Origin of the sequence: Stutzerimonas stutzeri (assembly GCF_002909485.1) — a bacterium.
In the GTDB taxonomy this organism is placed as follows: Bacteria; Pseudomonadota; Gammaproteobacteria; order Pseudomonadales; family Pseudomonadaceae; genus Stutzerimonas; species Stutzerimonas stutzeri_AH.
Genome location: NZ_PPXG01000001.1, coordinates 488,610 through 510,073 on the forward strand (window position 1 = coordinate 488,610; position 21,464 = coordinate 510,073).

The 21,464-nt window shown below is 58.9% G+C and carries 19 protein-coding genes and 1 pseudogene; 14 read left to right on the forward strand and 6 right to left on the reverse strand.

The genetic code is table 11. The annotated features are described in order from the left end of the window. Positions 1–93 precede the first annotated feature (93 nt). The 6 genes from tig to CXK91_RS02150 all read left to right on the forward strand — a co-directional run bounded on the left by tig (position 94) and on the right by CXK91_RS02150 (position 8,504). Positions 94–1,404 carry a trigger factor gene (tig, locus tag CXK91_RS02125; RefSeq protein ID WP_103454742.1) on the forward strand — a complete coding sequence of 437 codons (1,311 nt, stop codon included), beginning with the start codon at positions 94–96 and terminating at the stop codon, positions 1,402–1,404. 89 nt (positions 1,405–1,493) lie between these two features. Beyond that, a complete protein-coding gene (clpP, locus tag CXK91_RS02130; RefSeq protein WP_103454743.1) occupies positions 1,494–2,132 on the forward strand; it encodes an ATP-dependent Clp endopeptidase proteolytic subunit ClpP in 639 nt (212 codons plus the stop codon). 97 nt (positions 2,133–2,229) lie between these two features. After that, positions 2,230–3,510 carry an ATP-dependent Clp protease ATP-binding subunit ClpX gene (gene clpX / locus CXK91_RS02135; protein ID WP_103454744.1) on the forward strand — a complete coding sequence of 427 codons (1,281 nt, stop codon included), beginning with the start codon at positions 2,230–2,232 and terminating at the stop codon, positions 3,508–3,510. Positions 3,511–3,642: 132 nt separating this feature from the next. Further along, positions 3,643–6,039 carry an endopeptidase La gene (lon, locus tag CXK91_RS02140; protein ID WP_103454745.1) on the forward strand — a complete coding sequence of 799 codons (2,397 nt, stop codon included), beginning with the start codon at positions 3,643–3,645 and terminating at the stop codon, positions 6,037–6,039. Between the two features lie 130 nt (positions 6,040–6,169). Further along, positions 6,170–6,442 (forward strand): nucleoid-associated protein HU-beta, encoded by a 273-nt coding sequence (hupB, locus tag CXK91_RS02145; RefSeq protein ID WP_003282502.1) that lies wholly within the window; start codon positions 6,170–6,172, stop codon positions 6,440–6,442. Positions 6,443–6,647: 205 nt separating this feature from the next. Continuing rightward, a complete protein-coding gene (locus tag CXK91_RS02150; RefSeq protein ID WP_103454746.1) occupies positions 6,648–8,504 on the forward strand; it encodes a SurA N-terminal domain-containing protein in 1,857 nt (618 codons plus the stop codon). Between the two features lie 114 nt (positions 8,505–8,618). Here the strand turns inward: CXK91_RS02150 and CXK91_RS02155 are convergent, their stop codons facing one another. The 6 genes from CXK91_RS02155 to pqqA (CXK91_RS23030) form a co-directional block, all read right to left on the reverse strand. Next, positions 8,619–9,452 carry a phosphoserine aminotransferase gene (locus tag CXK91_RS02155; protein ID WP_103454747.1) on the reverse strand — a complete coding sequence of 278 codons (834 nt, stop codon included), beginning with the start codon at positions 9,450–9,452 and terminating at the stop codon, positions 8,619–8,621. Continuing rightward, on the reverse strand, positions 9,445–10,545 hold the full coding sequence (gene serC / locus CXK91_RS02160; protein ID WP_103454748.1) for a 3-phosphoserine/phosphohydroxythreonine transaminase: 1,101 nt from the start codon (positions 10,543–10,545) through the stop codon (positions 9,445–9,447). Before serC ends, CXK91_RS02155 begins: the two co-directional genes overlap by 8 nt. Continuing rightward, positions 10,526–11,023 (reverse strand): urate hydroxylase PuuD, encoded by a 498-nt coding sequence (locus CXK91_RS02165; protein WP_103454749.1) that lies wholly within the window; start codon positions 11,021–11,023, stop codon positions 10,526–10,528. The genes serC and CXK91_RS02165 overlap by 20 nt, the downstream gene beginning before the upstream one ends. Positions 11,024–11,104: 81 nt before the next feature. Next, positions 11,105–12,250, reverse strand: coding sequence for a pyrroloquinoline quinone biosynthesis protein PqqE (gene pqqE, locus CXK91_RS02170; RefSeq protein ID WP_103454750.1), 1,146 nt, complete (start codon positions 12,248–12,250; stop codon positions 11,105–11,107). Then, positions 12,219–12,509, reverse strand: coding sequence for a pyrroloquinoline quinone biosynthesis peptide chaperone PqqD (pqqD, locus tag CXK91_RS02175; protein WP_103454751.1), 291 nt, complete (start codon positions 12,507–12,509; stop codon positions 12,219–12,221). Before pqqD (CXK91_RS02175) ends, pqqE (CXK91_RS02170) begins: the two co-directional genes overlap by 32 nt. A gap of 56 nt (positions 12,510–12,565) precedes the next feature. After that, positions 12,566–12,640, reverse strand: a complete 75-nt coding sequence (gene pqqA, locus CXK91_RS23030) for a pyrroloquinoline quinone precursor peptide PqqA (RefSeq protein WP_003282509.1) — start codon at positions 12,638–12,640, stop codon at positions 12,566–12,568. A gap of 411 nt (positions 12,641–13,051) precedes the next feature. Here pqqA (CXK91_RS23030) and exaC point away from each other — a divergent pair, with 411 nt between their 5' ends. From exaC to CXK91_RS02220, 8 genes and pseudogenes are all read left to right on the forward strand, one after another. Further along, a complete protein-coding gene (gene exaC, locus CXK91_RS02185) occupies positions 13,052–14,572 on the forward strand; it encodes an acetaldehyde dehydrogenase ExaC (protein WP_103454752.1) in 1,521 nt (506 codons plus the stop codon). Positions 14,573–14,812: 240 nt separating this feature from the next. Next, positions 14,813–15,931: pseudogene (locus CXK91_RS02190) on the forward strand (NADH:flavin oxidoreductase). A 178-nt stretch (positions 15,932–16,109) separates the two neighbouring features. Next, positions 16,110–16,181, forward strand: a complete 72-nt coding sequence (pqqA, locus tag CXK91_RS02195; RefSeq protein WP_003284930.1) for a pyrroloquinoline quinone precursor peptide PqqA — start codon at positions 16,110–16,112, stop codon at positions 16,179–16,181. Between the two features lie 47 nt (positions 16,182–16,228). Then, positions 16,229–17,140: a pyrroloquinoline quinone biosynthesis protein PqqB gene (gene pqqB, locus CXK91_RS02200; RefSeq protein WP_103454753.1), complete on the forward strand. Its 912-nt coding sequence runs from the start codon at positions 16,229–16,231 to the stop codon at positions 17,138–17,140. 88 nt (positions 17,141–17,228) lie between these two features. After that, complete coding sequence (gene pqqC, locus CXK91_RS02205) at positions 17,229–17,981, forward strand: pyrroloquinoline-quinone synthase PqqC (RefSeq protein ID WP_103454754.1); 753 nt, start codon at positions 17,229–17,231, stop codon at positions 17,979–17,981. Between the two features lie 91 nt (positions 17,982–18,072). Beyond that, on the forward strand, positions 18,073–18,351 hold the full coding sequence (gene pqqD / locus CXK91_RS02210; protein WP_103454998.1) for a pyrroloquinoline quinone biosynthesis peptide chaperone PqqD: 279 nt from the start codon (positions 18,073–18,075) through the stop codon (positions 18,349–18,351). Continuing rightward, positions 18,323–19,477, forward strand: a complete 1,155-nt coding sequence (gene pqqE / locus CXK91_RS02215; protein WP_103454755.1) for a pyrroloquinoline quinone biosynthesis protein PqqE — start codon at positions 18,323–18,325, stop codon at positions 19,475–19,477. Before pqqD (CXK91_RS02210) ends, pqqE (CXK91_RS02215) begins: the two co-directional genes overlap by 29 nt. Further along, a complete protein-coding gene (locus CXK91_RS02220) occupies positions 19,474–21,414 on the forward strand; it encodes a S9 family peptidase (RefSeq protein WP_103454756.1) in 1,941 nt (646 codons plus the stop codon). The genes pqqE (CXK91_RS02215) and CXK91_RS02220 overlap by 4 nt, the downstream gene beginning before the upstream one ends. The last annotated feature ends 50 nt before the right edge of the window (positions 21,415–21,464 follow it).

The following is a 21,464-nucleotide window of genomic DNA, read 5'->3' on the forward strand; positions in this document are numbered from 1 at the left end:
AGGCAGGGTGACTTATGTCAACCGAGCCACTAGAATGCTTGCCCATTCTGGGGCCGGAACGCCCGGCTTATGTCTGTGCAACGAGGAAAATCCATGCAAGTTTCTGTTGAAAGCACCTCCGCTCTTGAGCGCCGCATGACCATCGGCGTGCCGGTCGAGCGCATCGAGACCGAAGTCAACAAGCGTCTGCAACAGACCGCCAGCCGTGCCAAGATTCCTGGATTCCGCCCCGGCAAGGTGCCGATGAGCGTGATCCGTCAGCGTTACGAAGAAGCCGCTCGCCAGGAAGCCCTGGGTGACCTGATTCAGTCGACCTTCTATGAAGCCATCGTCGCCGAGAAGCTGAACCCGGCCGGTGCTCCATCTGTCGAGCCGAAAGTGTTCGAAAAAGGCAAGGACCTGGAGTACGTCGCTACCTTCGAAGTATTCCCGGAGTTCGAGGTCGCTGGCCTCGAAGCCATCGAGATCGAGCGCCTGCAGGCTGAAGTGGCCGATAGCGACGTCGACAACATGCTGGAAATCCTGCGCAAGCAGAACACTCGCTTCGAGAACGTCGAGCGTGCTGCCGAAGACGGCGACCAGCTGAACATCGATTTCGTCGGCAAGATCGACGGCGAGGCCTTCGCTGGTGGCTCGGCCAAGGGCACTCAGCTCGTTCTGGGCTCGGGTCGCATGATCCCTGGTTTCGAAGACGCCCTGGTCGGTGCCAAAGCCGGTGAAGAGCGCGTGATCAACCCGACTTTCCCCGAGGATTACCAGAACCTCGATCTGGCAGGTAAAACCGCTGAGTTCACCGTTACCGTGAACAGCATTGCCGCTCCGCAGCTGCCAGAACTCAATGACGAGTTCTTCGCTCAGTTCGGCGTGCAGGAAGGCGGCGTAGAAGGTTTCCGCGCCGAAGTCAAAAAGAACATGGAGCGCGAGCTGCGCCAGGCCATCAAGACCAAGGTGAAGAACCAGGTCATGGAAGGTCTGGTAGCTGGCAATCCGATCGAAGTGCCCAAAGCACTGATCGACAACGAAGTGAACCGTCTGCGCGTCCAGGCCGTTCAGCAGTTCGGCGGCAACATCAAGCCCGACCAGCTGCCGGCCGACCTCTTCCAGGAGCAGGCCAAGCGCCGCGTCGTTCTGGGCCTGATCGTGGCTGAAGTGGTCAAGCAGAAAGAGCTGAAGCCTGATGAAGCGCGTGTCCGTGAGCTGATCGAAGAGATGGCATCTGCCTATCAGGAGCCGGAGCAGGTTGTTTCCTGGTACTACAAGAATGACGAGCAGTTGAACGAAGTGCGTTCGGTTGTGCTCGAAGAGCAAGTTGTAGATACTGTCCTGCAGCAGGCCAAGGTGACCGACAAGTCGGTCTCTTACGAAGAAGCTGTCAAGCCTGCGGAAGCCCCGCAAGCAGCCTGATTTCTTCACGTATTCGAGTGCACAAACATAAGCCAGCCTCGTGCTGGCTTATGTCTTTTAAGGCATGACATAGGGAGTATCGTTGGAACATGTCCCGCAATCCTTTTATGCAAGCTCCGGACATTCAGGCCGCCGGCGGCCTGGTCCCGATGGTGATCGAGCAATCCGCACGCGGTGAGCGCGCCTATGACATCTATTCCCGCCTCCTTAAAGAGCGGGTGATCTTCATGGTTGGCCAGGTCGAAGACTACATGGCCAACCTGATCGTCGCGCAGATGCTGTTCCTTGAGGCCGAAAACCCCGAGAAGGACATTCACCTGTATATCAACTCCCCAGGTGGCTCGGTCACTGCCGGTATGTCGATCTACGACACCATGCAGTTCATCAAGCCGGACGTGTCGACCATCTGTATCGGTCAAGCCTGTTCCATGGGCGCCTTGCTCTTGACCGGTGGCGCCGCAGGCAAGCGTTACTGCCTGCCGCATTCGCGCATGATGATTCACCAGCCACTGGGCGGTTTCCAGGGTCAGGCTTCGGATATTGAAATTCACGCACGTGAAATTCTCACCATCCGTGAGCGCCTGAACAAAGTGCTGGCTCACCATACCGGTCAGCCCATGGATGTAATTGCCCGTGACACCGACCGCGACAACTTCATGAGTGGAGAGGACGCCGTCAAGTACGGGCTGATCGATCAGGTTCTGACTCAGCGTCAAATGGCCGTTTAATCTCCACAGCCAGCGATATGCGGCTGCTCCGTGGGCTTGAAAAAGCCCACGATTGCCTTCATCTTGTGTTTCAAGCCTTCCCGATTGGATCGATCGAATGACTGACACCCGCAACGGCGAGGACTCCGGCAAACTGCTCTATTGCTCTTTTTGCGGCAAAAGCCAGCATGAAGTACGCAAGTTGATCGCCGGGCCCTCCGTTTTCATCTGCGACGAGTGCGTCGACCTGTGCAATGACATCATCCGCGAGGAGGTGCAGGAAGCCCAGGCCGAGAGCAACGCGCACAAACTGCCTGCGCCGAAGGAGATCAGCGGCATTCTCGACCAATACGTCATTGGTCAGGAACGTGCGAAGAAGATCCTGGCAGTAGCCGTTTACAACCATTACAAACGCCTGAACCAGCGCGACAAGAAAGAAGAAGTCGAGTTGGGTAAGAGCAACATTCTGCTGATTGGCCCGACCGGATCCGGCAAGACGCTGCTGGCCGAAACGCTGGCGCGCCTGCTCAATGTTCCGTTCACCATCGCTGACGCGACCACCCTCACCGAGGCGGGTTATGTGGGCGAAGATGTCGAGAACATCATCCAGAAATTGCTGCAGAAGTGCGATTACGATGTAGAGAAGGCTCAGATGGGCATCGTTTACATCGACGAAATCGACAAGATCTCCCGTAAATCAGACAACCCGTCGATCACTCGCGACGTGTCAGGCGAAGGTGTGCAACAAGCCCTGCTGAAGCTGATCGAGGGTACGGTTGCATCTGTGCCGCCACAGGGTGGTCGCAAGCATCCGCAGCAGGAGTTCCTGCAGGTTGATACGCGCAACATCCTGTTCATTTGCGGTGGCGCTTTTGCTGGCCTGGAAAAGGTGATTCAGGGTCGTTCTACGCAGGGCGGTATCGGCTTCAATGCCGAGGTGCGCAGCAAGGATCCGGGTAAGAAGATTGGCGAGGCACTACGTGCCGTTGAACCGGATGATTTGGTCAAGTTCGGCCTCATCCCCGAATTCGTCGGTCGTCTGCCTGTGATCGCCACGCTTGACGAACTCGACGAAGCAGCTCTGATCCAGATTCTCACCGAGCCGAAGAACGCGCTGACCAAGCAGTATGCCAAGCTGTTCGAACTCGAAGGTGTGGATTTGGAGTTCCGTTCGGACGCGTTGAAGGCTATTGCTTCTCGCGCACTCGAACGCAAGACTGGTGCGCGCGGACTGCGTTCGATTCTCGAAGGTGTATTGCTGGACACCATGTACGAGATTCCTTCGCAGAAGGATGTCAGCAAGGTGGTCATCGATGAAAGCGTTATCGAAGGCACGTCTCAGCCGTTACTGATTTACGAGAACGCTGAACCGCCAGCCAAGGCTGCGCCTGACGCGTAATCGAACAAAGGGGCCTGCGGGCCCCTTTGCATTTGGTCTGCCTCCTTGTTTTTTGCGGTGCGTGCCCTCATCTTTGCTGCAAGGGTATTGCCCGTCCGTTTACCGCCGTATGGCCGTCGTAGAGCTGAATTTATGAAGACAACCATCGAATTGCCCCTTTTGCCGCTGCGAGATGTGGTGGTCTATCCCCACATGGTGATACCGCTTTTCGTTGGCCGTGAAAAATCCATCGAAGCGCTCGAATCCGCCATGGCCGGCGATAAGCAGATTCTGCTGTTGGCGCAGAAGAATCCTGCGGATGACGATCCTGCTGAAGACGCGCTGTATCGCGTAGGTACCGTGGCTACGGTGTTGCAGCTGCTCAAGCTGCCGGACGGCACCGTCAAGGTGCTGGTCGAGGGGGAGCAGCGGGGCGTGATCGAACGATTTGTCGAGGTCGACGATCATTGCCGCGCCGAGGTCTCGCTGATCGATGAGACCGAGGTCGATGCACGTGAGTCCGAAGTTTTCACCCGCAGCCTGCTTAGTCAGTTCGAACAGTACGTTCAGTTGGGCAAGAAGGTGCCCGCAGAGGTTCTGTCCTCGCTGAGCAGCATCGATGAGCCGGCGCGCCTGGTGGATACCATGGCGGCGCATATGGCTTTGAAGATCGAGCAAAAGCAGCAGATTCTCGAGATCACTGATCTGCCGGCCCGAGTCGAGCATGTGCTCGCTCTACTGGATGCAGAGATCGATCTGCTGCAAGTGGAAAAGCGCATCCGCGGTCGTGTGAAAAAGCAGATGGAGCGCAGCCAGCGAGAGTACTACCTGAATGAGCAGATGAAGGCCATTCAAAAAGAGCTCGGTGATATAGACGAAGGCCATAACGAAATCGATGACCTGAAGAAACGCATCGAGAATGCCGGACTGAGCAAAGACGCCTATACCAAAGCGCAGGCCGAGCTCAACAAGCTCAAGCAGATGTCTCCGATGTCCGCTGAAGCCACAGTGGTGCGTACCTACATCGATTGGCTGGTAAACGTGCCATGGAAAGCTGCCAGCAAGGTCCGCCTGGACCTCGCCAAGGCCGAGGAAGTGCTCGATGCTGACCACTACGGCTTGGAAGAAGTGAAGGACCGTATCCTCGAATATCTCGCCGTGCAAAAGCGGGTGAAGAAGCTCAAGGGACCTGTGCTCTGCCTAGTCGGCCCGCCCGGCGTCGGCAAGACTTCTCTGGCCGAGTCCATCGCCCGATCGACCAATCGCAAGTTCGTGCGCATGGCGCTTGGCGGTGTGCGTGACGAAGCCGAGATTCGCGGGCATCGCCGCACATACATCGGCTCCATGCCTGGCCGCCTGATTCAGAAAATGACCAAGGTCGGAGTGCGCAACCCGCTGTTCTTGCTCGACGAGATCGACAAGATGGGCAGCGACATGCGTGGTGATCCAGCATCGGCACTGCTCGAGGTGCTGGATCCAGAGCAGAACCACAACTTCAACGATCACTATCTTGAGGTCGACTACGACCTATCCGACGTGATGTTCCTCTGTACCGCCAACTCGATGAACATCCCGGCGCCGCTGCTCGACCGCATGGAGGTCATCAGGCTGCCCGGTTATACCGAGGATGAGAAGATCAACATCGCGACACGTTACCTGGCCCCCAAGCAGGTCCAGGCCAATGGCCTGAAGAAAGATGAGTTGGCGTTTCAGGAATCTGCGATCCGGGACATCATTCGCTACTACACCCGTGAAGCCGGGGTGCGCAGCCTGGAGCGGCAGCTGGCTAAAGTTTGCCGTAAGGTAGTCAAAGAGCACGCTTCGGATAAACGCTTCCACGTGAACGTGGATGCCGACGCCCTAGAGCACTTCCTGGGCGTTCGCAAGTTCCGCTATGGTCTTGCGGAGCTGCAGGATCAGGTGGGTCAGGTCACAGGGCTGGCCTGGACTCAGGTCGGCGGTGAGCTATTGACCATCGAGGCTGCTGTAGTGCCCGGTAAGGGCCGCCTGACCAAGACCGGCTCTCTGGGTGAGGTCATGGCTGAATCGATCACTGCAGCGCTTACCGTGGTTCGTAGCCGTGCTACAAGCCTGGGTATACCCGCAGATTTCAACGAGAAACAGGATATTCACATCCACGTGCCAGAAGGCGCGACACCGAAAGATGGTCCGAGTGCGGGTATCGGCATGTGCACATCGCTAGTATCTGCGCTGACTCAGATACCCGTGCGCGCAGATGTCGCAATGACCGGTGAAATAACATTGCGCGGGCAAGTGCTTGCCATCGGCGGATTGAAGGAAAAACTACTTGCTGCTCACCGTGGCGGGATCAAGACGGTGATCATTCCGGAAGAAAATCAGCGTGACCTGAAAGAGATTCCTGAAAATATTAAGCAGGACTTGCAGATTAAACCGGTGAAGTGGATTGACGAAGTCCTGCAAATTGCGCTGCAATACGTGCCGGAGCCCTTGCCCGATGCGGCTCCCGAGATTGTTGCAAAGGACGACAAGCGCGAGCCTGATTCCAAGGAGCGAATCAGCACGCATTAGTCTGGAAGGCCACGTTGACACACTTCAGGTGCCCTTGTTTAATCGGCCTCTTGTGTCATTGCCATCCAGCACCGCTTTGCTTACACCCGAAAATTAAAGATACGACTCAACAGAAATAAGGGGACTTAGAGTGAACAAGTCGGAACTGATCGATGCTATCGCTGCATCTGCTGATATCCCAAAAGCTGTTGCTGGCCGCGCGCTGGATGCAGTGATCGAATCCGTCACCGGTGCCCTGAAGGCTGGTGACTCCGTGGTACTGGTTGGTTTCGGTACTTTCGCTGTCAAGGAGCGCGCTGCGCGCACCGGCCGCAACCCGCAGACTGGCAAGCCGATCAACATCGCCGCTGCCAAGATCCCGGGTTTCAAAGCTGGCAAGGCTCTGAAAGACGCCGTTAACTAAGCGTTTTTCTACCCGGCCAGTCAGCTTGCGCTGCTCTGGTTCGGGGCGGTTGTCGAGCAGGCCTGGCCTGCTGCAGTCTGGCTTGGGGGAATAAGCCCAACCGCTCCAAAAGCTCCGAGAAGGCGCATCCCTGGATGCGCCTTTCTTTTATCTGGTTTCCACCCGTGTTGCGCATCCCATCGCGCCGCAGACTCCTGGGGGTCGCATGCTTCAAAACATCAGGGACAATTCACAAGGCTGGATAGCCAAAACTATCATCGGCATCATTGTGGTGCTGTTGGCACTGACCGGCTTCGATGCCATCTTCAACGCCGCCAGCAATAGTCAAAATGCAGCAAAGGTCAACGGCGAGGAGATCTCGCGCTACGACCTTGACCAGGCGATGAACATGCAGCGTCGCCAGCTGGCCCAGCAGCTCGGCCAAGACTTCGATGCCTCGCTGCTTGATGACCGCCTGTTGCGCGACTCCGCACTAGGCTCATTAATCGATCGCATGTTGCTGCTGCAGGGTGCCAAGGACGCGGATTTCGCCTTTTCTCGCGAAGCACTCGATCAATTGATTCTCCAGACCCCCGAATTCCAGGTTGAAGGCGCCTTCAGCGCCGCGCGTTTCGATCAGGTCATCCAGCAGATGGGCTATTCCCGCCTTCAGTTCCGTCAGCTGCTTGAGCAGGAAATGCTGATCGGCCAGTTGCGCGCAGGCATTTCCGGAACCGGATTCGTGACTGATCAGCAGGTCGATAACTTTGCTCGCCTCGAGATGCAGACGCGTGACTTCGAGACCCTCACCATCCCCGCACAGTACGAGTCGATCGAAGTCAGCGATGAGCAGATCGAGGAGTATTACGAGGCAAACGCTGACCGTTTCCGCACGCCTGAGCAAGTCATCGTCGAGTACGTCGAGCTGAAGAAAGAGTCATTCTTCGATCAGGTCGAAGCGTCCGACGAGGAATTGCAGAATCTGTATCAACAGCAGATCGCCAATCTGGACGAGCAGCGTCGTGCAGCGCACATCCTCATCGAAACCAGCGGTGAGCTGAGCGACGACGAGGCTAAAGCGAAGATTGACGAAATCGCCGTTCGGCTGAAAGGTGGCGAGGACTTTGCCGCTGTCGCCAAGGAAGTTTCGCAGGACCCAGGCTCTGCCAACGAAGGTGGTGATTTGGGCTTTGCCGGCACTGGCGTGTATGACCCTGCGTTTGAAGAAGCGCTGTATGCGTTGAACGAAGGGGACATCTCGTCGCCGGTCAAATCTGAATTTGGCTGGCACATCATCAAGTTGCTCGGCGTACAGTCGCCCGAGGTTCCCTCCTTTGAAAGCATGAAGCCTGAGCTCGTGCGCGAGCTGAAGGCACAGCAGGTTGAGCAGCGTTTTGTTGAAACCAGCAAACAGCTGGAAGATGCTGCATTCGAAGCATCTGACCTGGCGCAGCCCGCTCAGGAGCTCGGCCTGATGGTGCAGACTACTGAAGCATTCGGTAGAGAGGGTGGTGACGGTATCACTGCCAATCGCCAGGTCATCCAGGCAGCCTTTAGCGATGAAGTTCTGGTGGATGGTGCCAACAGCAGCGTCATTGAGCTCGACCCTGAGACCTCTATCGCCTTGCGTGTCAAAGAGCATCTGAAGCCAGCGGCGATTCCGCTCGCGGATGTGCGTGACAATATCGTCCAGCAGCTTCAACGAAGCCTGGCTGCGGAAACAGCGCGCACGCAGGGTGAGCAGCGGCTAGCGGACCTGCGTGACGGTAAGCAGTCCGATGGCCAGTGGCAACCCGTAGAGGCAGCGTCGCGCAGTCAGGAAGGCGTTGCGCCTGCGCTGCTGCAGGCGGTGTTCCGCATGCCGCGTCCAGAACAACAGGACAAGCCGAACTACACTGGTGTGGCGTTGAGCAATGGTGACTATGTCGTTGTTCGGTTGAATGGCGTCAATGAGCCAGAAACCGCTCTGACCGATGAAGAGAAGCTGAACTACCGTCGTTTTCTGGCTTCACGCATTGGTCAGCAGGACTTCGCGGCCTACCGTCAGAAACAGCAGGCCGAGGCAGACATCGAAAGATTCTGACCTGGCTCTGATAGTGGAATGATTGCTCAGGCGACCCGATCCTGACGATCGCATGATGCGACAACGCCCCGACTGGTTCGGGGCGTTGTCGTTTTCAAAGGGCGCATTAGCGCATTAGCGCAGCAGGCGATGTGCCAACCATGGGCCCTGATGCAACAGAGCCGAATGAACCTGCACCAACTGTGCCCCGGCCGCCATACGTGCCTGCAGTTGATCCGCTGCCTGAATACCGCCAACCGAGATCAACGCCAGTCCCTCGCCGCAGAAGCGCCGTAAATGGGCGATCTGCTCACATGCCTGCGCTTGCTGTAGCCCGTGTTGCCAGTCCTGGTAGCGCTCGCGTGTCGCGGGCGGGCCAGGGTCATGGGCGGCGAGCAAGCCGTCGAAGCCCAGCTCCAACAGCATCTCAGTGATTGAGAACGGAACACGCCCAGGCAGACAGCGGAGCTTCACCACCAATGGTATTTGGCGTGAGCCTGCCTGGTTCAATTCGTGCTGGTCGGCTCGAAGCGCAGCCAGCAACAGACGCAAGCGCGTGGGCTGTTGCAGCAACGGCGCGCTGGCTGGGCCCATCAGATTGAGTACCAGATAGTCACCGTACGCGCGGGCGGCACGTAAAAGCGTACAGCTTTCAGCTGTCGAGTTTCGGGCATCCAGGGTTAGATTGATGCCCAACTGCGCTTCGCCATGGGGCGCAAGCTGCAGTCTGGCCAAGCCCTGAGCAGTAAGACTGCCGATTTCGTTAAAGCCAAAGCCAAGTGCCGCCACCCGCCGGGCGAGGCGCCCGCTACGGTCGAAACCGGCGGCAATGCCCAGCGGGGAGGGGAAATCCAGCCCCATTACCCTGAGCGGACGGCCAAACTCCGACCTGGGCAAGCGACACGCAATGCTGACTAGCTCCAAAGCCAATCGGCCGCGCAGGGCTCGCAGATTGATTTGTCTAACCATGGCAGCGCTCAAACTCTTGCATGAACGCTAGCAGCCGTTTCACGCCGATCAGCGGCATGGCGTTGTAGAGGCTGGCCCGAACACCGCCGATGGCTGCATGCCCATTCAGATTAGCCAGGCCGTTCGAGCTGGCCTGATTAAGAAATGCCTCGGTCAATCGTTCGTCACTCAGCTGGAAGCAGACGTTTATCGATGACCGGTCTTGTGCACGCTGAGGACAGTGGTAGAGCCAACTCGCGTCCAGATATCGGTACAGTTGACTGCTTTTCTCACGCGCTGCCGCCTCCATGGAGAAGAGCCCACCGTGGCTAGCGATCCACCGCTGCATCAGTCCGGCGACATACAGGGCGAACGTCGGCGGCGTGTTGAAGCGGCTCTGTTGTTCGGCCTGTGTAGCATAACTGAACGCTGCGGGCAGGCCAGATCGTGGCTTTTGCAGAAGATCCTCACGGACTATCACCACACACAAACCGGCGACTCCAAGATTTTTCTGTGCACTGGCATAGATCAGCCCGAAGCGTTCGATCGGAACGGGCCGGGTTAGAAAGTCGGAGGTCATGTCCGCCACCAGCGGTACCGACAATTGCGGAAACTCCTGCAGCTGCAATCCGTTACCGGTTTCGTTGCTGGTTACATGGCAATAGCCGGCAGCAGGGTCGAGGCACCAATGATCGACTGGGGGCAGGGCGGTGAAAGCCTGATCCGCACCGCTGGCGATGACATTTACTGGCGAATGACGGCGGGCCTCTGTGATTGCCTTGCGCGCCCAGTGGCCGCTCTCCAGATAGTCTGCGCTCTGGCCTGGGTGCAGCAGGTTGAGCGGCAACAGGCCGAACTGCGCCGAGGCACCGCCTTGCATGAAGAGCACGCGATAGTTGTCTGGGATCGCCAGTAACGCGCGCAGGTCGGCTTCGGTCTCGGCCATCAGCTGCTTGAAGGCGGTGCTGGTGAAGGGCTGCTCCAGCACAGAAGAGCCGGTATTACGCCAATTCGGCAATTGCTCGCGAATCTGTTCCAACACCTCCTCAGGCAACATCGCCGGACCTGCGGCGAAGTTGTAGCGTTCGGGCTGCTCAGAAGAGGTGCAAGCCATGACCACCACTCGCCATCAGAAACAGCAGGGGAAAGGACAGAATGGTGTTGCTGCGCGAGGAGAGAAAGGTGATCCGCGAGCAGCGCACCCGCTCTTCCAATGTCGCCGGGACGAAGCCGAGCAGCTTCTTTTGATGCGGCCACAGCACCAGCCAAAGGTTGAGCAGCATGAGCGTGCCGATCCAGGCGCCAAGGCCGATCACCGCCAGCGGCCCTTGCAATAACAGGGCATCGACCAGCCAGCCGCGTTGCCAGAGCATGAACATACCGGAGGCCCAGACCACCACGGAAGCGTAGCGGAAGATGCCGTGTTCACGTTTCATCCGCACTTCCAGGTCGCGGTTCAGCGTAGCGGTGTCGATGCCATTCTGTAGTGGTACGAAACGCGGGTTCTGAATGAAGTTGGCGTAGTTGTGCCCGATCCACACCAGCGCGAAAAGGAGATGTGCGTAACGTGTGATCAGGTCAAGAATCGGCATCAGCCCACCAGCCAGTAGCGCAGCAGTAGATAGCAGCCGAGCGTCAACATGAGACCGGCGCTGACGGTGCCGCCAAACGAGTCATGGGGAAGTTTCAAATTCCACCCCCTGGCTGGCCTGACGAGCGATCAGCGCGCCTGGCGGGCGCGTGGCGTCCTGTGCAAGCTCCACGGCCTGACGGATCAGCTGATGATGCGGTGACTTACTGCATGCCGGGTCGGTGTTGGCACCATTGCCAGTCAGCAGCAACGCCTGGCAACGGCAGCCGCCGAAGTCCTTTTCCTTCTCATCGCAGCTGCGGCATGGCTCAGGCATCCACGCGTCACCTCGATAGAGGTTGAACACCGGCGAGTCGTGCCATATTTGCTCAAGCCGCTGCTGGCGAACATTGGGAAAAGTCAGGCTCTTGAAGTTACTGGCCTGTGAGCAGGGCAGCACATTGCCATTCGGTGCGATGGTGACATGTATGGCGCCCCAGCCGTTCATGCAGGCCTTGGGGCGGCCTTCGTAATAGTCGGGGATAACGAAGAAGATGGTCAGGCGATCACCAAAACGCTCGCGTGCACTCTTCACCGCAGCTTCGGCTCTCTGCAGCTCGGCCTGGGTCGGCATCAACTGATCACGGTTGAGCAGCGCCCAGTTGTAGTACTGCACATTGGCCAGCTCTAGGTATTCGACCCCCAGCTGCACAGCGAACTCGATGATGTCTTGCACCTGACCGATGTTCTGCCTGGTGATGGGCACGTTGAGCACCATCGGAAAGTCCATGGATTTGATCAGCCGTGCCATGCGCAGTTTGCGCTCCCACGCGTCGACGCCGGCGAGCTGGCGGGCCACATCGCGGTCGGTGGACTGAAAACCGAGCTGAATATGCCGCAGGCCTGCACGCTTCAAGGCCCGCAGACGTGCCTCGGTAAGACCGATGCCAGAGGTGATCAGGTTGGTGTAGTAGCCCATACGGTCAGCCTCGGCAACCAGGGTCTCAAGGTCCTTGCGCAGCGTGGGCTCACCGCCGGAGAAGCCGATCTGCATCGCCCCCATCGCGCGGGCCTGGGCCATTACGTCGATCCATTCGACGGTGCTGAGCTCGTCCTGCCGGTAATCGCCAAAGTTGCGCGGGTTACTGCAGAACACGCATTGCAACGGGCATTGGTACGTCAGTTCTAGCAGCAGCCAGACTGGATTACCGTTACCGTCAAGCCTTGGCGCGGATCCAACCTTTGCCATGGGATACCTCCAGAAAATTCAGGACGCCATCGCGGACTGCGTCGCGAGCAGATGCGTTGTAGGCCTCGTGCAGCTGTTCGATCAGCTGAGTGACACTGGTCTTGCCGTCACAGCGCTTCAATATTTCTCCGCCGGTGGCGTTCAGCTTGACGATGCCTTCGGGGTAGAGAAGTACGTGGGCCTGTTGCGACTCCTCCCAGCGAAATAGGAAGGGCGGACGAATCTCGTAGCAGCGCTCGGTCGATGTTGTTGTTGTCATGTCCATTTCCTCGCTCGGTCGGTGTGATGGCAGTTGCCACCACGCCGACCAGGGGCTCAGCGCACGTAAACGTACGCGGTGACTTCGAAGCCCAGACGCAGGTCGCAGAAGTCCGGATCGATCCACTGCATGGCATATCTCCTAAAGCGGTTGTTAAGGGGCAAACAATGTTGCCACTCGAAACTAAGGCGCTTTCCGAGGGCATCTCATACGACTTTCGGGCTGATTTTTTCCGCTTTTGGTCGCACTTTTATTGCGCTGGAGAAATATTTCAGTGCTGCCTCAACACCCTTGTTCAGAGTCATTTTCTAATGCCTGTAAGCGCTCTAAGCTGCCGGGCTTTTTTTGTCGCAAGTGCTCGTCTTCCACGTCTGCCCGGATGCTCAAACGTCGGCCCTGCGCCTCGGCATCTACTACCAAATGAGGAGTTCTCCGCTGCCATGGGGGCATTCCGCAGCGAAGACTGCGCTGCCTAACATCGGTCCATGTTCTGCGCACCTTCCGGCGCAGGCTCCGACAAGCAGAAGAAAGAGAGGCCCATCATGATCTACGCCCAGCCCGGTACCCCTGGCGCCGTCGTTTCCTTCAAACCACGCTATGGCAACTACATCGGCGGCGAATTCGTGCCACCGGCCAAAGGCGAGTACTTCGTCAATACCTCGCCGGTTAATGGAGAAGTGATTGCCGAGTTTCCGCGTTCGGGCGCCGAGGATGTCGAGAAGGCGCTGGATGCCGCTCATGCCGCCGCCGATGCTTGGGGCCGAACCTCTGTCCAGGATCGTGCCAACATCCTGCTGAAGATTGCCGATCGCATCGAAGCCAATCTGGAAAAGCTCGCGATCGCCGAAACCTGGGACAACGGCAAGGCCGTTCGTGAAACCCTGAACGCTGACGTGCCGCTGGCCGCTGACCACTTCCGCTACTTTGCTGGCTGTATCCGCGCCCAGGAAGGCGGTGCTGCCGAGATCAACGAGCACACGGCCGCTTATCACTTCCACGAGCCGCTGGGCGTGGTCGGACAGATCATTCCGTGGAACTTTCCGCTGCTGATGGCCGCCTGGAAGCTCGCCCCGGCCCTGGCCGCCGGCAACTGCATCGTGCTCAAGCCGGCCGAGCAGACTCCGTTGTCAATCATGGTGTTCATCGAGGTTGTCGGCGACCTGCTGCCGCCGGGCGTGCTGAACATCGTTCAGGGCTTTGGCAGAGAAGCTGGGCAGGCGCTGGCAACCAGTACCCGCATCGCCAAGATCGCCTTTACCGGATCGACCCCAGTCGGAGCGCACATCATGCGTTGTGCTGCCGAGAACATCATTCCGAGCACGGTGGAACTGGGTGGCAAGAGCCCGAATATCTTCTTTGAAGACATCATGAATGCTGAACCTGCGTTCATCGAGAAGGCAGCTGAAGGCCTGGTGCTGGCGTTCTTCAACCAGGGCGAGGTCTGCACTTGTCCGTCGCGCGCGCTGATTCAGGAGTCGATCTTCGAACCCTTCATGGAAGTGGTGATGAAGAAGATCAAGGCGATCAAGCGTGGTGACCCGCTGGACACTGAAACCATGGTCGGCGCTCAGGCGTCCGAGCAGCAATTCGACAAGATTCTGTCCTACATGGAGGTTGCTCAGCAGGAAGGTGCGCAAATCCTTACCGGTGGCGCCGCTGAGAAGCTTGAAGGTGGCTTGGCTTCTGGTTACTACGTCCAGCCGACCCTGATCAAGGGACACAACAAGATGCGCGTGTTCCAGGAGGAAATCTTCGGCCCGGTGGTCGGCGTTACGACCTTCAAGGATGAAGCCGAAGCCTTGGCAATTGCAAACGACACAGAGTTCGGCCTGGGTGCCGGCGTCTGGACCCGCGACATCAATCGCGCTTACCGCATGGGCCGTGGCATCAAGGCCGGCCGCGTGTGGACCAACTGTTACCACCTGTATCCGGCGCACGCTGCATTCGGTGGCTACAAGAAGTCCGGGGTCGGTCGTGAAACCCACAAAATGATGCTTGATCACTACCAGCAGACCAAGAACCTGCTGATCAGCTACGACATCAATCCACTCGGGTTCTTCTGATGAGGGCCCCGGCGCGTTAGCTCCAACGCGCCGGTTATTTGCTACGCACGTCATGTGCAGGAACCTGTGCCGCTTCTTTGTAACCCCCTTGAATCGAGCACAAGGCTCCTATCGCAACGCGGCTTCGGCCGCGTTTTTTTTTGGCTCCATGGATGACCAGCCATCGCAGGCATCGAACTCCCTCCGGTACAAACCTCTCACATCAGCATGTCCCCGGTGCTGGAAGATGAGGAGATCACCATGTCGCAACTGCTCGAGCGCTACTCGCTGAAACACCTGAACCTGCGCAATCGCGCGGTCGTCGCGCCCATGACCCGGGTCAGCGCCGAAGCTGAGGGCGCAGCCAACGAGCTGATGCGTGATTACTACGCGTCGTTCGCCAAGGGCGGCTTTGGCCTGGTCATCAGCGAGGGCATCTATACCGATACGGCTTATAGCCAGGGCTACTTCAACCAGCCAGGCCTCGCGACCGAGTCCCATCGAGACAGCTGGCGTCTGTCAGTCGAGGCCGTACACGAGGCAGGCGCAGCTTTTGTCGCCCAGCTCATGCACGGCGGCGCTCAAACGCAGGGCAATATCCACCATGCTCGGCATGTCGCGCCCTAAGCAGTGCAGCCTGGCGGGTCTCAGCTGACGTTCTACGGTGGTGAAGGGCCATATGCGACACCAGCTGAAATGAGCGAGAAGGAAATCCAGGAAGCCATCGCAGGCTTTGCCCTTGCTGCTCGCCATGCACAAGAGGCCGGTTTCGATGGCGTCGAGCTGCATGGCGCCAATGGCTACCTGTTGCACGAATTCATCAGCGCCGAGTTCAACCTGCGCCATGACCACTGGGGCGGTGATTTTCTTGATCGCTTACGCATGCCACAGGCGGTCATCAGCGCAGTGCGGGCTGAAGTTGGCGCTGATTTTCTTGTCGGTATGCGACTGTCGCAGAGCATGGTGAGCGACAGCGGGCTGAAGTGGGAGGGCGGGGTAGAAGAGGCGCAAACTCGTTTCGCTGCCCTGGCAGAAGCCGGCCTCGATTATCTGCACGTCACCGAACCCGACGCTGCTGCGCCGGCCTTCGCCGATGGACCGAGCTTCGCCGCGATTGCCAAGAGCAGCGTGTCGCTTCCGGTGATTGGAAATGGCGGCATCGTGAGCGGAGATCAGGCCCAGCACCTGCTCACCCACGGCAGCATGGATCTGGTTGCGGTTGGCAAGGCCGCCCTGGCCAATAATGATTGGCCTCTACGTATTCAGCAGGGCTTGCCGCTGAGTGATTTCGATAGCGCCATGTTCGCGCCCATGGCAACCATCACCAACGAGCTGGCATGGCGCAACGCCAATGGTCGATCGGCCCTGCATGCGGGTTGACTCTTTGAACTGGCAAAGGCTAGCTGAAAGCGAGGCACCGCAACATGCAAAGGTGGGTGTTACGGCACTACCATCGCATGTCGCTGTCTCCTTCCAAAGTACCATTCTGTTTTAGGCAGAATAAGGGGCTTAATTGGGTTGTCGGAATCTACCGGCACCATAAAAAGAGGACCGACCTATGTGGACTAAACCCGCCTTCACCGACATGCGTATTGGTTTCGAAGTCACCATGTACTTCGCTAATCGTTGATGAATCAGCCCCGGCTCAGGCCGGGGCTTTGCTTTTGGGGGCTGTCGATGTTCATCCGTATTCTCGGTTCCGCTGCGGGCGGTGGTTTTCCGCAATGGAACTGCAACTGCGCCAACTGTGCAGGACTGCGCGCCGGGACGCTCAACGCCAAGGCACGTACCCAGTCCTCTATCGCCCTCAGCGACAATGGCGTCGACTGGATTCTGTGCAACGCTTCGCCGGACATCCGCGCGCAGTTGGAATCTTTCCCGACTCTGCAACCAGCTCGAGCCCCGCGTGATACCGCCATCGGCGCAATCGTGCTGCTGGACAGCCAGATCGACCACACCACCGGCCTGCTGACCCTGCGCGAAGGTTGCCCTCACGAAGTCTGGTGCACCGAGATGGTCCACCAGGATCTGACCACCGGCTTCCCGCTGTTCAACATGCTCGAGCACTGGAACGGTGGGCTGAAGTGGAACCCCATCGGCCTGACCGGCAGTTTCACCATTCCCTGCTGCCCGGCTCTGCATATCACGCCGATCCCGCTACGCAGCTCGGCACCACCTTATTCGCCACACCGCAATGACCCGCACCCGGGTGACAACATTGGTCTGCTGATCGAGGATCGCAAAACTGGTGGCACGCTGTTTTATGCACCAGGGCTGGGCAAAGTCAGCGACGAGCTCCTGGATACCATGCGCCAGGCCGATTGCCTGCTGGTCGATGGGACGCTCTGGCGCGATGACGAAATGCTCGTACGCGAGGTCGGCACCAAGCTCGGCAGCGAAATGGGGCACCTGCAGCAGAGCGGCCCAGGCGGCATGATCGAGGTGCTCGATGGCATGCCCGCCGTCCGCAAGATTCTCATCCACATCAACAACACCAATCCGATCCTCGATGAGGATTCCGTCGAGCGCGAAATCCTCGGTGAACACGGAATCGAAGTTGCCTTCGACGGCATGAACATCGAGCTATAACACGGCCTGGCCATCGTGAGTGCGGCCACAGCCGCCTCTTGCGTCAAGTCACGCACGTCGGAATGACAAGAAAAGGAATGACACCGCCATGATCCTGCCAGCCATGAGCCCCGCGGAATTCGAACAGGCACTGCGCGCCAAGGGCGAGTACTACCACATCCATCACCCGTTTCACCGCGCCATGTATGCCGGGCAGGCAACACGCGAACAGATTCAGGGCTGGGTCGCCAATCGTTTCTACTATCAGGTATGCATCCCGGTGAAGGATGCGGCGATCATGGCCAATTGTCCGGACCGCGATACCCGCCGGGAGTGGATTCAGCGAATCATCGATCACGATGGGGCGCCGGGTGAGGAGGGTGGTATCGAGGCCTGGCTGCGCCTGGCCGAAGCTGTCGGGCTGGATCGCGAGCAAGTGCTGTCGCACGAACTGGTGCTACCCGGCGTACGTTTCGCCGTCGACGCATACGTCAACTTCGCCCGACGAGCCAGTTGGCAGGAGGCCGCCAGCAGTTCGCTGACCGAATTATTCGCGCCGACCATCCACCAGTCGCGCCTGGACAGCTGGCCGCAGCACTATCCGTGGATCGATGCCTCGGGATACGACTACTTTCGCAAACGCCTGAAGGAAGCCCGCCGCGACGTCGAACACGGCCTGCGCATTACTCTGGATCACTACCGAACCCGAGAATCCCAGGAGCGTATGCTGGAGATCCTGCAGTTCAAGCTCGACGTGCTGTGGAGCATGCTGGACGCCATGAGCATGGCCTACGAGCTGGATCGCCCGCCGTACCATACCGTGACCCCGGAGCGCGTCTGGCACAAGGGAATCAGCTTCTAGCCACAGGCTCTTGTAGGGTGGGCTGAGCCCGCCGCCAATGAGCAAAATGATTCGGCCAGGCTGCCAGCCTGCCTTTGGCGAGACATCGACCATGAGCGACATCCAACTGACCCAGATTCCGGTCTTCCGCCGCGGCTACCGCTTTCAATGGGAGCCAGCGCAAAGCTGCCATGTGCTGCTATACCCGGAAGGCATGATCAAACTCAACGAAAGCGCGGCGGCGGTGCTTACCGAAGTGGACGGAACACGCAGCGTCGGTGCCATCGTTGCCGATCTACAGGCCCGCTACCCCGAGGCCGAAGGTATTCAAGAAGATATTGTCGCGTTTCTGGAGGTTGCCGTTGAACGGTTCTGGATCGAGCTTCGCTAAACCCGGTTACGAGCCCGGTCCGCCGCTCTGGCTGCTCGCGGAGCTGACCTACCGTTGCCCGCTACAATGTCCATACTGTTCCAACCCGCTGGATTTCGCCCGCAGCCATGAAGAGTTGAGCACCGCCGAATGGATCGAGGTGTTTCGCCAGGCTCGCGAAATGGGGGCCGCGCAATTGGGGTTTTCCGGTGGCGAACCATTGGTGCGCCAGGACCTGGCGGAGCTGATCGAGGCCGCGCGAGGCCTGGGGTATTACACCAACCTCATCACCTCCGGTATCGGCCTCACCGAAGAGAAGATCGCCAGTTTCGCCGAGGCCGGCCTCGACCATATCCAGATCAGTTTCCAGGCCGCTGACGAAGAAGTGAATAACCTGCTCGCAGGCTCGAAGAAGGCATTTGCCCACAAACTAGAAATGGCTCGGGCGGTGAAGAAGCACGGCTACCCGATGGTGCTCAACTTCGTCACCCATCGGCACAATATCGACAACATCGATCAGATCATTCGTCTGTGCATCGAGCTCGAAGCCGATTTCGTCGAACTCGCCACCTGCCAGTTCTACGGCTGGGCCGAGCTGAACCGTGCCGGATTGCTGCCGAGCAAGGAGCAGCTTGTACGTGCCGAGCGCATCACCAATGAGTGGCGCGAGAAACTCGCCGCCGAGAACCACCCCTGCAAACTGATCTTTGTCACCCCCGATTACTACGAAGAACGGCCGAAAGGCTGCATGAACGGCTGGGGCAACCTGTTCCTCGATATCACCCCCGACGGCACGGCTTTGCCTTGTCATAGTGCACGCCAATTGCCGGTTGAATTTCCCAATGTGCGCGAGCACAGCATCGAACATATCTGGCGGCACTCGTTCGGCTTCAACAAATTTCGCGGTTATGACTGGATGCCCGAGCCATGCCGCAGTTGCGATGAGAAGGAGCGGGACTTCGGCGGCTGTCGCTGCCAGGCCTTCATGCTCACCGGCGATGCTGCCAACGCCGATCCGGTATGTAGCAAGTCCGAGCATCACGGCATAATCCTCGCGGCTCGTGATCAGGCCGACCACGGCGCATTGGGGCTCGAGCAACTGCAGCACCGCAACGAAAAGGCCTCAAAGCTGATCCTGAAGGTATGAAGTCTCCCGACAACGATTGCACCAGTGCCAGCCCAGCGACTCAGGCGCTGCCTTACGGCTTCTGGCCCAGCGAGTGGAGTGCCGATGCAGCCGCGGCCGCCAGCCAAGACTATGCCGAACTGCGGAGCGGGCACGGTGGGCTGTTCTGGATCGAGTATGACCCTGCCCATGGGCGCTGCATCCTGTGGTTCTGGCGAGCCGGCAGCGTGCTCCGTGTTACCCCCGACGGCTACTCGGTACGCAGTCGCGTCTACGAGTACGGCGGCGGCGCGTTCTGCCTGACCGGCCAGGGCCTCGCCTTCGTCAACGAGGCGGATCAGCAGGTCTACCTGCAGGCGCTCAATGAGGCTGACGCTGCAGCACTGCCTGTCGCCCTGACCGGGCGGGCGGAATGCCGGTATGGCGACCTGCAACATGACCCTCATGCCGATGCAATCGTCGCGCTGGAAGAAACCCACGCCGCTGATGAGGTCGTGCATCGTCTGGTGAGCATTGCCATGGGTGATGGCGTGCGCCGGGTTCTTGTTGAGGGAGCCGATTTCTATTCCTCGCCCACGCTGAGCTCTGACGGAGCGCGTCTGGCCTGGATCGAGTGGGATCGCCCAGAGCAACCCTGGACGTCGACGCGGTTGTACATAGCTGAGCGTACGCCCGACGGGCATTGGGGCAACCGGCAGTGCCTGGCTGGCGCGGCGGGCGGCGAGTCCTTGCAACAGCCACGCTTCGCCCCCGATGGCCGCCTGTATTGCCTCAGCGACCGTCTGGGCTTTTGGCAACCCTGGGTGGAGGAGGACGGCCAACTGCTGATCCATCCGCTGATGCGATCCGGACAGACGCAAGCGACACAGAATTTCGACTGCGCCCCAGCGCCTTGGCAGTTGGGCACCACTAGCTACGTGCCATTGGCAGAGGGTGGCTTGCTCCTGACGCACATGGTCGATGGCTATGGCTGGCTGTTCGAGCACGTTGCCGATGGTAGCCGGCGCCAACTGGCCGCCAACTTCACTCGCTGCCGCCAACTTGCCGCGAACGAGACACATGTGTTCTGCATTGCCGGCTCGCCTGAGCGAGCTGCGTCGGTTATTGCCATCGAGCGGATCAGTGGTGCAGTGCAAATTCTGGCGGGCGGGGCCCAGCCGCTTGCGACCACCCAGTTGTCGCGCCCGCAGTCCATGCGCTTTGCTACCGAAGGCGGGGAGGTCGCATACGCTTTCTTTTATCCTCCGGCCAATGCGCATTTTTGCGGCGATCCGAAATCACTGCCCCCACTGGTGGTCTTCGCCCACGGTGGTCCAACATCGGCTAGCTACCCGGTGTTCGACCCGCGCATCCAGTACTGGACCCAGCGCGGGTTCGCCGTAGTCGACGTCAATTACCGCGGCAGCAGCGGATTTGGCCGCACCTATCGACAGCGCTTGCGTGAGCAGTGGGGTATTGTCGATGTGGAGGACGTCTGCCGGGCGGCACAGGCGCTCGTGGAGCAGGGTGTGGTTGATCCGCAACGGCTGTTCGTACGCGGCTCCAGCGCCGGCGGCTTTACCGCGCTCAACGCGTTGGCGACGACCGATCTATTCCGCGGCGGCGCAAGTCTGTATGGCGTAAGCGACCCTCTGGCTCTGAGCCGGGTAACGCACAAGTTCGAAGGCGACTACCTGGATTGGCTGATCGGCGATCCGCAGCGAGTACCGGAGCGCTTTCGCGAACGTGCACCGTTGCATAACGCCGAGAGAATAAACGCGCCGGTGATCTTTTTTCAGGGCGGGCTGGACGCCGTGGTGCTGCCCGAACAGACCGAGTCGATGGTGGCTGCCTTGCGCAGCCGTGGCATCGAGGTGGAATATCGGCTGTACCCCGAGGAGCGCCATGGCTTTCGCCACGCGGCCAACCTCGCTGACGCGTTGGAGCGCGAATTGCGGTTTTACCAAAGGTTGCTTTGACGCTTTGCTCCGCCCCCGAAAACGCGCCATCCATTAGCATTAGGCGCATT

What these genes read in the sequence shown, in the direction of transcription:
- tig (WP_103454742.1), top strand. Translation starts at nt 94, where the DNA reads ATGCAAGTTTCTGTTGAAAGCACCTCCGCTCTTGAGCGCCGCATGACC.
- clpP (WP_103454743.1), top strand. Translation starts at nt 1,494, where the DNA reads ATGTCCCGCAATCCTTTTATGCAAGCTCCGGACATTCAGGCCGCCGGC.
- clpX (WP_103454744.1), top strand. Translation starts at nt 2,230, where the DNA reads ATGACTGACACCCGCAACGGCGAGGACTCCGGCAAACTGCTCTATTGC.
- lon (WP_103454745.1), top strand. Translation starts at nt 3,643, where the DNA reads ATGAAGACAACCATCGAATTGCCCCTTTTGCCGCTGCGAGATGTGGTG.
- CXK91_RS02150 (WP_103454746.1), top strand. Translation starts at nt 6,648, where the DNA reads ATGCTTCAAAACATCAGGGACAATTCACAAGGCTGGATAGCCAAAACT.
- CXK91_RS02155 (WP_103454747.1), bottom strand. Translation starts at nt 9,452, where the DNA reads ATGGTTAGACAAATCAATCTGCGAGCCCTGCGCGGCCGATTGGCTTTG.
- serC (WP_103454748.1), bottom strand. Translation starts at nt 10,545, where the DNA reads ATGGCTTGCACCTCTTCTGAGCAGCCCGAACGCTACAACTTCGCCGCA.
- CXK91_RS02165 (WP_103454749.1), bottom strand. Translation starts at nt 11,023, where the DNA reads ATGCCGATTCTTGACCTGATCACACGTTACGCACATCTCCTTTTCGCG.
- pqqE (WP_103454750.1), bottom strand. Translation starts at nt 12,250, where the DNA reads ATGGCAAAGGTTGGATCCGCGCCAAGGCTTGACGGTAACGGTAATCCA.
- pqqD (WP_103454751.1), bottom strand. Translation starts at nt 12,509, where the DNA reads ATGACAACAACAACATCGACCGAGCGCTGCTACGAGATTCGTCCGCCC.
- exaC (WP_103454752.1), top strand. Translation starts at nt 13,052, where the DNA reads ATGATCTACGCCCAGCCCGGTACCCCTGGCGCCGTCGTTTCCTTCAAA.
- pqqB (WP_103454753.1), top strand. Translation starts at nt 16,229, where the DNA reads ATGTTCATCCGTATTCTCGGTTCCGCTGCGGGCGGTGGTTTTCCGCAA.
- pqqC (WP_103454754.1), top strand. Translation starts at nt 17,229, where the DNA reads ATGATCCTGCCAGCCATGAGCCCCGCGGAATTCGAACAGGCACTGCGC.
- pqqD (WP_103454998.1), top strand. Translation starts at nt 18,073, where the DNA reads ATGAGCGACATCCAACTGACCCAGATTCCGGTCTTCCGCCGCGGCTAC.
- CXK91_RS02220 (WP_103454756.1), top strand. Translation starts at nt 19,474, where the DNA reads ATGAAGTCTCCCGACAACGATTGCACCAGTGCCAGCCCAGCGACTCAG.